Below are 12,989 nucleotides of genomic sequence, written 5' to 3'. Positions count from 1 at the left end.
TTCCTTCCATTATTAAGCTAGATTTTTTTAAATTATTATCTACTGGTTTTTATCAATAGAGAGCTCACATAGAAAAACTAGTAATTCCCCCAAAATTGTAATGTTCTAAAGTATCACTTTATCTTGAATAAATTACAATAAATTTCTAAATTCTATAACGTGGTTATAGTCCTAACCACCAACCTTTAACGTTTCTTTATCACTAAACTTCGTGTTAGCAATCCTCACAAGCATATCCTTCATCTCAAATGAGTCCTTATCGAGAAGTGACTCTATCTCCTCATAAAGATTCCACTTCTCCATCGGCTGTGCCTTTCCGATAAAGATCTTAGGAAACACATGATCTTTCTGAACCTCATTCTCATTAAGAAGCTCTTCATACATCTTCTCACCAGGTCGTAAACCAGAGAATTTTATTCCAATCTCATCTACTGAATATCCTGAAAGAGTAATTAGATTTTTAGCAAGATCAACAATTTTAACAGGTTCTCCCATATCAAGAACAAATATCTCTCCCCCACGAGCCAATGCCCCTGCCTGTATGACAAGCCGGGAGGCTTCTGGGATGGTCATGAAATATCTTGTAATATCAGGATGTGTAACCGTTATTGGACCACCAGCTTGGATTTGTTCCTTAAACAATGGAATTACGCTACCACGACTTCCCAGCACATTTCCAAATCGCACTGCAACAAACTTCGTCTTACTTTCTTTCGCTAAATTCTGAATAATCATCTCAGCAAAACGCTTCGTTGCTCCCATTACATTAGGGGGGTTTACCGCCTTGTCTGTTGAAATCATTACAAAAGTACCAATCCCAAACGTATCTGCCGCTTCTGCAACATTCCGTGTACCAAAAATATTATTTTTAACGGCTTCTCTTGGGTTATACTCCATCATCGGTACATGCTTATGCGCAGCCGCATGATACACTACATCTGGTTTGTATTCATCCATCACATCAAAAATCCGATTTCGATCCTGTATATCTGCAATAATCGGAATGATCTCAATAGATTCACCATATTGTTTCCTTAATTCCTTATCGATTAAATAAATGCTATTTTCTCCATGTCCTAATAATAGGAGTTTAGCAGGGGTAAACTTGCATATTTGACGACATATTTCAGAACCAATTGAACCTCCAGCACCAGTAACTAGAATAGTTTTTCCTTCCAAGTATTCAGAAATGCTACTAATATCCAGCTGAATCGGTTCACGGCCCAATAAATCTTCAACCTCTACATCCCTAAACTGTGTGACAGATACATTGCCAGACATGATTTCTTCAATCATTGGCATAATTTGAACCTTCGCCATTGTTTTTGAACATTCCTCGTAAATACGTTTTATCTCACCCTTTGACAGGGATGGGATGGCAATAATAATGACTTCAATCTCATGCAAGGCAACAGCCATCGGAATAAAGGCTGTATCACCTACCACCGGTAATCCATGGAATTCAAGTTTTTGTTTATTTGAATCATCATCAATAAAGGCAACAGGTAATAAATCAGAGTCCATCTTATGAAGCAGTTGTCTTGCTACCATCGTTCCGGCTGCACCAGCTCCAATAATTAATGTACGCTTTTTTGTTGCATCAGAAGTGTTGATGTAACGATCTCTGATAACTCTCCAAGAAAATCGCGATCCACCTATCAAAAGAATATGAAGCATCCAGGTAATCCCTAAAGCCCGTACGTAAACATCCTGAAAAACGATTAGCTGAATGACAGAAGTCGTTAAAATTGAAAACGATATAGCTTTTACTATCGCAATTAACTCTCGTACACTCGCATATTCCCATGCCTTGTTATAAAGTTTATAGATAAATGCATATACATGATGGCAGATTAATAATGCTAGAGAGGTAATTAATAAGGTTTCCATTTTGAAAATTCCCAAATACGGGTGAAGGACAAGGTAACTACAATATATAGCTGTCAATACGATAAGGGAGTCTAATAGGACCAGTGTGGTCAGCCTTTTCCGGTACGTCACGTTCTAACATCTCTCCTCTAAAAAAGACCGATACAAAGTCCGGTCTTCTCCAAAATAGTTTAAGTTCAATTTTTCTTCCATAAAACGTAATAAATCCGAACGCAAAGTTTCATCCTGAAGCGCAAACTCAATTGATGTTTCAATATAACCTAATTTTTCTCCAACATCATATCGTTTCCCATCAAAATCATAGGCAAATACTCGCTGAATTTCATTTAACTTTTGAATTGCATCTGTCAGCTGAATCTCTCCACCAGCTCCTATATTCTGCTCACCCAAGAACGTAAAGATTTCGGGATGCAATATGTATCTTCCCATGATGGCTAGATTAGATGGGGCCGTACCTTTTTCTGGTTTTTCCACAAAGCTCTTTACCTGATAGCGACGGCCTTTTTGCTCTATCGGGTCAATGATTCCGTAGCGATTTGTTTCCTCCATTGGCACATGCTGCACCCCTATAATAGAAGAAAAGGTTTTTTCATACTCATCCATCAATTGGCGAAGGCATGGCTTATCAGCCTGAACAATATCATCACCAAGTAAGACAGCAAACGGCTCTTCACCAATGAAATTACGCGCACACCAGATTGCGTGCCCTAAACCTTTTGGTTCTTTTTGACGGATATAATGAATATCGACCTTGGAAGGAGCCTGTACTTTTTCGAGAAGATCAAACTTGCCCTTTTCCATCAAGTTATTCTCTAAATCATACGCATGATCGAAATGGTCCTCGATAGATCTCTTTCCTTTACCGGTCACAATAATGATATCCTCTATCCCCGATTCAATCGCTTCTTCCACAATATATTGAATCGTTGGCTTATCAACAATCGGCAACATTTCCTTGGGCATCGCCTTTGTCGCAGGCAGGAATCGTGTTCCAAGTCCGGCAGCTGGTATAATTGCTTTCCTTACTTTTTGCAAGGTATGGCCTCCTTTTCAAAAACACTGTATATTACGGATCATATATTTTACATTTCCAGGTAAAAAATCTAGGTATATGTTCTTAATTGCCAAAAATAACTAAAAATTATTAGACAATTACAATTACTATGTTTCATAATCAATATTAAGGGTATTTAATTGCGTATTTTTATAGTCGTTTTTAATTCTTTATACATATTTCTAATCTATCACTTAAAAGATATGGGCATCTAACCCACCCTCACACCATCCTACCGATGACTTGCATCTAAGGAAGTTTATTGTACTTCCCACAGCATGGCCGAGTGTCTCCTTTGATAACGGTTAGGAGGCATCACCTAAATTGTTCATCATTAAAATAGCCCTAAAAACTTACGCTGTCTGACTGGATGCGGCATTTCTCTCATGATCGTCTGCCCGCTGATGAGTAACTCTGCATTTTCTTCGAAATAATAGATTTGATCCAAACCAAATTGTTTCTCAATTTCATCTAATGCTTGGTTCATCCAAAATTGTCTTGTTGATACATTATGTGCATCGGATGCCACGAAATGGATTAAGTTAGAGGATAGTAAATCCATTGATACTTTTTTAATTTTCTTCCCAAACTTACCTGCAATACTGCCGCACGTAAGCTGAGTGCTGACACCCTTTTGGACAAAGTCATATAGGAGATTTGGATTTTCAACAATGGCCATATTCCTTTCTGGATGGACCAGAATTGGATTAATACCTTTTTGTTGAAGTTCAAAAAATAATGTACTTGCATACCTTGGTATATGATTTGAAGGAAATTCAATCAAGAGATAAGAGGAATGGTTTACTGTTTGAATCAAACCCTGCTCCAGATCCTCGAGCAATTCACCGTACACCCTGACCTCTTGGCCGGGGAGAACCTTTAATGGAATTTGGTTTTTCTCCAAATGTTCATTTAATTGATCAATCTCAGGTAATAGTTTTGTTCTAATATTTTCGTACGCACCATTTTTATGATGCGGGGTTGCGATGATCGTGTCGATACCTTCACTCACAGCAAGCCTGGCCATGTCCATTGAATCCTTTAATCTTTGCGCACCATCATCTACACCTGGCAGGATATGACTATGTATGTCAATCATTTCATCAAGCAACCCCAATCGTTGTATATTTATTCCAATCAATGAATCTATCTTACTTATTTTTAACGGAAAAGTCTAGTTAATTTGCTACTTTTTACCGTAATAATAGTACGTATTATCCTTCATTTTTTTGTTATTAAGAACAACACCTAGGATTTTAGCCCCGGTTTTCAATAATAATTCCTTCGTTTTGACAGCATCGTCTATCTGTGTCCGTCCGCTGCTTACTACTAGAACGACTCCCTGGCAAAGATTCGCAATAATTTGTGCATCGGTTACGGCAGTCACTGGCGGTGTATCAACAATAATGACATCAAAGTGCTCCTTTGCCTGATTAATTAAATCAGTCATCGCTCTTGATGATAGCAACTCTGCCGGGTTTGGCGGGAGCGGTCCGCTTGTCAGTACATGCAAGCCCAAAGGCTCAACAATTTGCAATGCTTTATCAAACTCTATTTGTCTTGTTAATACACTCGTTAATCCTACACTGTTCGTAAATGAGAACGTATAATGCGAAGAGGGTTTGCGCAGGTCGGCATCTATGAATAAGGTCCTTTTTCCCTGCTGGGCAAAAGTCACGGCTATATTGGCAGCAGTTGTCGATTTTCCCTCAGTTGGTCCTGAGGATGTAATCATAATCGTCTGCATTTCCTCATCTACCGAAGAAAACTGAATATTTGTTCTCAGCGTACGGAACTGCTCCGAAATCGGTGATTTTTGTTCAAAATAAGTGACAAGCTTCCTTTGATTTCCGTTACCGATCTGTTTGCTTTTCTTACGCGCCATGCTGTACACCTCTTCCTGATCGCTTCGCTCTTGCTCTTGATTCCATTTGAGCATTGCTTTCTTCAATTACACCAATTACACCGATAATCGGTAAATCAAGGATTCGTTCGATATCCTGCTCAGTTTTAATTGTATTGTCTAAATACTCCATTAAGAATGCTATTCCAACACCAATCATTAATCCAACTACCATCGCAATCGCGATATTAAGTAGTGGCTGCGGTTTAATCGGTGAAGCATTCTCTGAAACCGTTGCTTTCGCTAGGATACTAACATTATCGACATTCATGATATCAACGATTTCCTCTTTAAAAATCTCTGCTGTCGTATTGGCTATTTTCGCCGCCATATGCGGATCCTCGTCTGTAACCGATACATTCACTACCTGAGAATTTTGTTCACTGGCAACGGTGATTTTATTAGTTAGCTGACCTGCTGATAAATCCAAGTTTAATTTCTCAATGACCTTATCTAATATGGCTGGACTCTTCATAATGACGTTATATGTTTCGATGAGTTGTAGATTCGTTTGAACCTCATTGTAGTTATAAGCAGTTTCTTCACCCTTCGCTTGATTGACAAGTAGCTGTGTAGATGATTGATAGATTGGAGTCAAAATAAAAAAGCTTGTTACTCCACTAATCAAAACTGCCAAAACTGTAATCATGATAATGAACCATGCACGTTTTTTTAAGGTTTCAAACAAATCCTTCAAGCTGATAGTTTCTTCCATTTCATCCTCCGATTGACATAATATTAAACATTATACAATAAAACAACAATAATTTATCTGTTTTTTGTTAATTTTATTTATTTTTTTATAATATTTGCCGTAATTATATTGTGTAATCCAATGATATGTCGTTTAGTCTTAAATCCAGCGAGTAATATCACAGTTTGTGCGAAAATAAAAATCATATGTCTCGTATACTTTATGTTCTGAAAACTTCCATTACTAAGATAATTGAAAATGCGTAATTTTTAAAGTGGAAAATAATACTTATTTTTTATAAATATGTTTATTGTAATAATACACTTTATTTTCTAAATTTAAAATAAGATAAGACGACTTTTAATTTCTTAATTAGTTATATTTTTATATTCGTAGTCATTATCTAAATCTTACTTTATGTCAGACTCTTTTAAAAAATCTACGTCTGCGTTAAACTGTAATTGAGTCATCCTACTAACTCTTTCTACTTTTGGGCAACTAAAACAGGGATACTAATAAAGGAAATTAGACTCATTTTTTCAAAACAATAAAAATCATATTTGTCAGCTGGAGGATAGAACATGAAATATGTCACAATATTTTTCCTTACAATATTCACCGTTCTTGTTATAGTTTTTGGACAAACATACTGGAGTAATCAAATTGAACAAACTGTTGCTATGGAGAATGAAAAGAAGCAAGCTGAACCAAAAAAAGAAGCGAATCCCTCCTCTCAATTTGAAATTGTAGAAAATGAGGAACTTAAGAGCACCCTTGAAAAAGCGGTTAGCAGTCATAAAAAAGCTAACATCTTGATTGCCGGCTCCAAAGCATTAGGAAATCAGGATAGCGGTTTAGGAAAAACGATCAGCCAGGAAATAAAAGATGAATTTGAAAATAGCGTGATGGTTTCCCATATAGAGTTTACCGGTACCTCCACCCAATTATTAGCAGAAGACTTAATCAGTGATTATCAAGAAACGAAGCCAGATATTCTTATTCTTGAAGCTCTGACCCTAGCTGATAATGGCAATGTTGAAGTGGAGGATAATCACGATAATATTTCTACTATCATTGAAGAATTACAATCAATCAATGAGGATCTTTACGTGATTCTTATGCCTACTCATCCTATCCCAAATGCCACGATCTATCCGAAACAAGTAGACGCATTAAAGGAATATGCGGCAGAAAATGATTATACATACATAGATCACTGGGAAGCTTGGCCGGATTATAAAAATGAAGACGAGTTGATGGAGTACTTGAAAGAGGATAAGAGCGCTCCAAATGAAAAAGGGATAGCAGTTTGGAGTAAAGAGGTATTGAAGTTATTTGGGATATAGATATTCGAGAAGCTACCTGAATCAAGGAAGCTTCTTTTTCTATTTTGATTCATAAAGTATGTCCCTAAATATGAACCACTCAATTCACTCATCATGATAAAACCAAGAAGATATCAATAATCGAAATTTCATCTTATACTAAAGCTGCAATACAACTGTGAGGTATAAAACAACTCTGATCTCACATTATCTCCTTGAACCAAGAAAGAATGTTAGAATGTAAAAAAATGCTTTAAGGGGATATTTTATGGATAGTATGAATGCTTATTATATTTTAAGATTATTTGCAGTAGTAACTTTTATATTGGCCTTAATATCATTGTTGTTAAAATTCAGACCATATAATTTTAACAAGAGAGGGTCAGATACAACAACTGATAAAAATGAAATCATTAATCAGATATTCATAAATGTCTTGTTTTTGTTTGCTGTATTTTTCATCATAATAATAACTTTATTATATCCAGCACCTATCACCTTACCAACTATTACGAGCAATATAAAAGATAATTATATTCCTTTAGTTGTCATCAGTGAACTAATCAGAACAAAGCCTTTTATTGAAATGGCTTATAATATTATTGGAAATGTAGTATTGTTCATCCCTTATGGATTTTTTCTGCCACTAAAATACAAGAAAATGAAGAAATTTACACAATGTGTCATGGTAGGTATTAGTTTTTCAGTCGGAATTGAAATGTGCCAACTGCTTCTTCCGCACAGACAAACTGATATTGATGATGTATTGTTAAATTCAGTAGGAGTAATATTAGGGTATTATTTATATAGACTTTACAGAAAACCTGTTGAGGATATGTATTAACAAGACATGATAGGACCATATAGCATGGCACCAACATAATGATAGATTTCTATTAATACTGTATATGAATCCGTGCAAGATCAAACTTCTAAAGATTATCAACCAGAAAAAAGACTAGCTTTTTATATGAGGGTATAAATACGCATTTCCAAAGCACTCAATTTCGGGTGCTTTTTGTTTTAGGAATAACCAATTAGATAATTAATAAATTACCCCCATTTCCCCTTCCAAATAAAATGTAATTTGAACAACAAGCCATAAAAGATAAAATATCCGATTTTTATCCTAGTTTTTTTACATTCTTTAACAACCCTCTTTAAATTTATTCGGTTCATCCGATGAATAGAGAAGAACAAATAAAAAAAGAGGTGAAAGAACTTTTGGGAAAATATTTTATTAAAGCTGCAAGTTTGCTGATTTTGCTATCATTTATCATTACTCTGTTACCGGAGAAAGCAGATGCTGCTAGCTTTACATCTAAAGTCAACGCTGATGTCCTAAATGTCCGCTCTAAGGCATCTACCAAATCCTCTGTCATCGGAAAAGTTAAGAAAGGCAAAGTGGTCACGGTTCAATCTGAGCAAAATAACTGGAGCAAGATTACATACGATAAGAAAACCGGCTGGGTAATGAGTACATATCTTACATATGTCAATTGGACCGGCTATGCAAAAGTAAATAATCTGTCCATTAAAAAAACGGCCTCTTCCTCTTCCAAATCTCTTGCAACTATTAACAACGGGACGGCCGTTACAGTAAAAGGGCAAACGGGAAGCTGGGTTAAAGTCTATTATTCCAGTAAAAAGATAACTGGCTGGGTATCTGCTTCAAGTTTAACTAAAGCAAAGCCAACGAAAGTTAATGCAAATCTCGGAACCTATTATGTCACAGCTACCAGCTTGAATGTTCGTGCAACAGCGAGCACAAAAGCAAAGGTTATCACAACTGTGAAGAAAAACGCTGTCCTCACGCTTCAGCAAAAAAGTGGTGCTTGGGGGAAAGTGGAAACCTCTAACGGTAAAATTGGGTGGGTATCCTTGACTTATATTTCTACAAAAAAACCAGTTGCAAATCTTGGTACCTATTATGTGACAGCTACGAGCTTAAATGTTCGTGAAAAAGCCAACACTAAAGCTAAGGTCATCACGACTGTAAAGAAAACCGCTGCGGTTACTCTTCAGCAGAAAAGCGGTTCTTGGGGGAAAGTGAAGACTTCCAACGGTAAAATTGGGTGGGTATCCCTGACTTATATTTCTACTAAAAAACCGGTTGCGAATCTTGGTACCTATTATGTGACAGCTACGAGCTTAAATGTTCGTGAGAAAGCCAACACTAAAGCTAAGGTCATCACGACTGTAAAGAAAAACGCTGCGGTTACTCTTCAGCAGAAAAGCGGTTCTTGGGGGAAAGTTAAGACTTCAAACGGTAAAGTCGGCTGGGTAAGTCTCTCTTATCTTTCTACTAAAAAACCGGCTGTGAATCTTGGAACCTATTATGTTACGGCTACCAGTTTAAATGTTCGGGCCACAGCAAGTACTAAAGCTAAGGTCATCACTACCGTCAAGAAAAATGCCACCCTTACTCTTCAGCAAAAAAGCGGTTCTTGGGGAATGGTGAAAACCTCCAACGGCAAAATCGGCTGGGTTGCTATGAAATATATTTCAACTAAAAAACCGGTCAATACGAAAACACCACAACCGGTATCAAATAAAACGGAGTACCTGGTTACCAACGCCAACACTTCTCTGTACAAGAATGCTGACTCAAAATCTACCATATTGGCTTCAGTTCCTAAAAACTCTAGTGTAATGAAACTGAATACAAATGGTAGCTTTACACAGGTAAAACTGGCATCCGGTAAGATTGGGTGGATTACAAGTAAAACACTGATCATATCCAAAAGTGTGCGAGGAAAAGTCATAGTCATTGATCCTGGTCATGGCGGGGATGATCCTGGAGCCACTGGTGTAAGTTTAGGAACAAAGGAAAAGACTATTAATTTAAGCACTGCCAATTATTTAGCGACTTTACTGAAAAATGCAGGAGCCACTGTTATTATGACACGCAACAATGATACCTTTATTTCATTAGCTAACAGAGCAGCACTCAGTAACTCAAAAAAAGCAGATGCGTTTGTGAGTATTCATTACAATGCAGCTCCAGATTCTCCATCGGCAAGAGGAATAGAGACTTATTACTATCAAAATAGCAGTCTGGCAAGTGCTATACACGGTGAATTGATTAAATCAACCGGTTTAAAAAATCGTAAGGTCAAACAAGGCAATTTCCAAGTCATCAAGAGTAATAAACAACCTGCTACCTTGTTAGAACTTGGATTTCTTTCGAATGCAACCGAGGAAAAAACCATTTCCCAAAACAGCTATCACAAGAAAGCCGCACAGGGTATTTTAAATGGCTTAAATGTATATTTCAAAAATAAATAACGTCCAGCCTGAAGCCTCCGATTATTCCTCGGGGGCTTTTAATTTTCACTAAAATCCAATCCAGCACTAAATCCCTCGAATACACTATAATAATTATCCATAAATGGATGTGATAGGGTGTCAAATCAATTGAAAGGACTAGCTGGAGCCTGGCTAACGGCTATAGGAGCCATTGTTGTAGCCATCGGCTCTACTCCAAACACTGGATTATCAAACAATATACAAAGAGAACTTAATTTAGTCGGAAATGCCATGGAAGCAGTCGGTGCTGGCTTATCTGCAGATGGACAGGCTAATCAGCTCTCACTTGAATATACAGGAAGTGTATTATCCAGCATAGGTTCCCTGGAGTCCTTTAGTGGGATTGCTATTGATTTTCCTAATCATACTAAAACGAATATTTCTATTCAGGGTAATTTGTTACAAGCGCTTGGCAGTGGAATCAGTGCGGCTGATGAATTTGGCGATACTACTACTTTAGGATCAGCAGAACCTTTTATCGGCAACATACTCCAAACCATGGGCAGTGTCATCCAAGTATTTGGCGTTAAAATTCAAGCTAATGACGAGGATAAGGGACAAAACTACATTGTAACAGGGAGTTGGATTCAAGCGATTGGTGCTGTTCTATCAGCCATGGGACAACAACTCGAAGAAGCTCAGGAAAATGAACCAGATATCAACGAATAAGATGCCCTCCTCTGGAGGAGGACATTTACATACAGGTCACGGGGAGAATACAGATGGTCGATTAAAGAAATCTTCCGGGTAATTCCTCCCTTAACTCTACTCCCTAATTAAGCTGGAGGACGAGCTGATTAACGGCAATATATTGCAGCAAGCAACCGGATATGCCCTGCAGGCTGATTGGGAGATGGAGTTGGTTTATAGAATATGTCGGAAAGAACTAGCTGCTATCGTACCACTTGAGAAGATGATTCCCATGGTGACAATAAGTCTAATCCCCCAATAAACGTTCTTTTTTATAAATTTCTTAAACTTTTTACCGACATCTTCTGCTATTCAGATAGCTGTTATACAGGTTTCCCTATCACTTTTCCACAGTTGCTGGCTAACCATTTCACTTAGTATTACTATTTGTTGGTATTTGTTTTGTTTCACTTCGTGTTTTTTACGGTATAAATAGAGTACAACCATTCCAAATTATGTATAAAAAGGAGGCGCGAAACTATGAGAATCCGAGCAGGCAGTTGGAGAATGCTTTCCAAACAAGAAAAGATCTTTATCCTAAATGCAGTCAGTCAGCGTCGGACATTTTAATCATCGCCAATCGGATGTTACTTACCTCAAGAATAATTGTAGGGCAGGAACGTAGGTTAAGGGTCTTTTCCTCTGTTCACTTCAAAAAAATAAATAAACAAGCCATCGCTTTATTTTACTTTCTCACTTTTCCTCAATTGTTGCTTTCAAGTAACCAATCATCCGTATCTTGACGGGTGATTATTTTATTTGGGTCTATTCATTAATCGATTGATTAATTTGGTCTTCTAACACCTTTGGGTTGAAAGTATACTATACCTATAGATGGTTACATTCTTTTTCCATAAAAAATTCAATATGTATTAATTGAAATTATCTACGAATTGCCGATATAGTAGAAGTAAGTAACCGTTACTTATGACCCAATCCTAAAGGTGGTATGAGGAAAATGGCGAATCTGAAAATTTCCCCACTATTAAAAATATCCCTAATGATTATACTTATTGTCCTTTTATTCGTTGGCTTTTATTTTATAAAGGGACCGTTTCTCGATAAGGATGCTCTTGTCAAAAAGGTCGAGACTGCTCTCGCCGATCAAAATGTACGTCAGCTCTCCCGGATTCTAACCTCATCAAATGAAGACCTGGTTATTGACGAACAGAATACAAAGATTTTGATGGATTACCTCAAAAAAAACCCTGATTACACCCAAAGCCTTCTGACAGTTCTCCATGAACAATCCCGATATTATGATGAAGATACATCCCAAAAGGGCAAAGAACAGCCGAGGATTGAAGGATTTTTAACACTGAAAAAGAATACGAATTCCTGGCTGCCCGACAGCTATTCAATTGAAATCGATCCAGTTTATCTGACGATCACCACCAATTCTAAGCATGCCACCTTAATGGTAAACGGTGAACAAGTCGTTAAGGCCAACGAAGTCATTTATGAAAAGAAAGTCGGCCCCCTTCTACCGGGAGAATATAAAGTCGAGGCACAATTGAAAACAAATGATACAGATATCAACGAAAAGAAACACGTTGTTTTGTGGAATAGTGATGAGAAAATTAACATGAATTTAAACGATGAGGAAGTCGGCTTGGATTCAACTCAATAATAAACTTCTGGATAAGAAAGACAAAGATCTCTTTTAGGGACTTTGTCTTTTTTATTAATATCATAAGCTAATCTATGAAAAAGTAACTTAGGTCTATTCGCATATTGTATTGTCAAAACTTTTACAAATAGGAAGTTTGAATCAAGCACAGAAAACGAACATTCGATACTATTGTAGAAGAAGGCCCATTTTGATTCAATTTGCCATATAAAAATACTGAGGAAATCGTTTCCTCAGTATAGAAAAATTATTCCGATGTAGACAGTTCTTAATATACTGTTGGCAACTCATCCGAATTCTTATCATCCTTTTCTTTCTGTTTTACATATAAAAATTCTTCAATATAGTTAGCCAATTGTATTCACTCCGTTACTCAGTTTCACATTGTACTGTGTTGGCAATTCTGCTACTCGCGTCGGTTTCACACTGTACTGTGTTGGCAGCTCTGCTACTCGTGCTGGTTTCACACTGTACTGTGTTGGCAGCTCTGCTAC

General features: G+C 37.1%; 10 protein-coding genes. 5 read left to right on the top strand and 5 right to left on the bottom strand.

Features of this window, described 5'->3' with window-relative positions; translation table 11 throughout:
- Positions 1-171 precede the first annotated feature (171 nt).
- The 5 genes from AC4D4B_RS19245 to AC4D4B_RS19225 all read right to left on the bottom strand — a co-directional run bounded on the left by AC4D4B_RS19245 (position 172) and on the right by AC4D4B_RS19225 (position 5,562).
- On the bottom strand, positions 172-2,001 hold the full coding sequence (locus tag AC4D4B_RS19245) for a polysaccharide biosynthesis protein (protein WP_491000811.1): 1,830 nt from the start codon (positions 1,999-2,001) through the stop codon (positions 172-174).
- Positions 2,002-2,004: 3 nt separating this feature from the next.
- Positions 2,005-2,925, bottom strand: coding sequence for a UTP--glucose-1-phosphate uridylyltransferase GalU (gene galU, locus AC4D4B_RS19240; RefSeq protein WP_491000810.1), 921 nt, complete (start codon positions 2,923-2,925; stop codon positions 2,005-2,007).
- A 353-nt stretch (positions 2,926-3,278) separates the two neighbouring features.
- Positions 3,279-4,043 carry a tyrosine-protein phosphatase gene (locus tag AC4D4B_RS19235; protein WP_491000812.1) on the bottom strand — a complete coding sequence of 255 codons (765 nt, stop codon included), beginning with the start codon at positions 4,041-4,043 and terminating at the stop codon, positions 3,279-3,281.
- Between the two features lie 87 nt (positions 4,044-4,130).
- The gene (locus AC4D4B_RS19230; RefSeq protein WP_491000809.1) at positions 4,131-4,829 is read right to left on the bottom strand and encodes a CpsD/CapB family tyrosine-protein kinase; all 699 of its coding nucleotides are present in this window, start codon (positions 4,827-4,829) and stop codon (positions 4,131-4,133) included.
- Positions 4,819-5,562: a YveK family protein gene (locus AC4D4B_RS19225; protein ID WP_490995004.1), complete on the bottom strand. Its 744-nt coding sequence runs from the start codon at positions 5,560-5,562 to the stop codon at positions 4,819-4,821. The genes AC4D4B_RS19230 and AC4D4B_RS19225 overlap by 11 nt, the downstream gene beginning before the upstream one ends.
- 560 nt (positions 5,563-6,122) lie before the next feature.
- On the opposite strand from AC4D4B_RS19225, the gene AC4D4B_RS19220 reads away from it, so the two are divergent.
- The 5 genes from AC4D4B_RS19220 to AC4D4B_RS19200 all read left to right on the top strand — a co-directional run bounded on the left by AC4D4B_RS19220 (position 6,123) and on the right by AC4D4B_RS19200 (position 12,495).
- Positions 6,123-6,887: an SGNH/GDSL hydrolase family protein gene (locus AC4D4B_RS19220; RefSeq protein WP_491000808.1), complete on the top strand. Its 765-nt coding sequence runs from the start codon at positions 6,123-6,125 to the stop codon at positions 6,885-6,887.
- Between the two features lie 247 nt (positions 6,888-7,134).
- A complete protein-coding gene (locus tag AC4D4B_RS19215) occupies positions 7,135-7,710 on the top strand; it encodes a VanZ family protein (protein ID WP_491000807.1) in 576 nt (191 codons plus the stop codon).
- A gap of 368 nt (positions 7,711-8,078) precedes the next feature.
- A complete protein-coding gene (locus AC4D4B_RS19210) occupies positions 8,079-10,154 on the top strand; it encodes an N-acetylmuramoyl-L-alanine amidase family protein (RefSeq protein ID WP_491000806.1) in 2,076 nt (691 codons plus the stop codon).
- A gap of 117 nt (positions 10,155-10,271) precedes the next feature.
- The gene (locus AC4D4B_RS19205) at positions 10,272-10,844 is read left to right on the top strand and encodes a DUF6944 family repetitive protein (RefSeq protein ID WP_491000805.1); all 573 of its coding nucleotides are present in this window, start codon (positions 10,272-10,274) and stop codon (positions 10,842-10,844) included.
- A 979-nt stretch (positions 10,845-11,823) separates the two neighbouring features.
- Entirely contained in the window at positions 11,824-12,495 is a 672-nt protein-coding gene (locus AC4D4B_RS19200; protein ID WP_491000804.1) for a TcaA second domain-containing protein, read from the top strand.
- Positions 12,496-12,989 lie beyond the last annotated feature (494 nt).

This window comes from Pradoshia sp. Z6_59 (genome assembly GCF_058267515.1).
Note: the sequence above shows the minus strand (reverse complement) of the source record. Positions and strands in the feature narration are given on the sequence as shown.

What these genes read in the sequence shown, in the direction of transcription:
- AC4D4B_RS19215 (WP_491000807.1), top strand. Translation starts at nt 7,135, where the DNA reads ATGGATAGTATGAATGCTTATTATATTTTAAGATTATTTGCAGTAGTA.
- AC4D4B_RS19200 (WP_491000804.1), top strand. Translation starts at nt 11,824, where the DNA reads ATGGCGAATCTGAAAATTTCCCCACTATTAAAAATATCCCTAATGATT.
- AC4D4B_RS19225 (WP_490995004.1), bottom strand. Translation starts at nt 5,562, where the DNA reads ATGGAAGAAACTATCAGCTTGAAGGATTTGTTTGAAACCTTAAAAAAA.
- AC4D4B_RS19230 (WP_491000809.1), bottom strand. Translation starts at nt 4,829, where the DNA reads ATGGCGCGTAAGAAAAGCAAACAGATCGGTAACGGAAATCAAAGGAAG.
- AC4D4B_RS19220 (WP_491000808.1), top strand. Translation starts at nt 6,123, where the DNA reads ATGAAATATGTCACAATATTTTTCCTTACAATATTCACCGTTCTTGTT.
- AC4D4B_RS19235 (WP_491000812.1), bottom strand. Translation starts at nt 4,043, where the DNA reads ATGATTGACATACATAGTCATATCCTGCCAGGTGTAGATGATGGTGCG.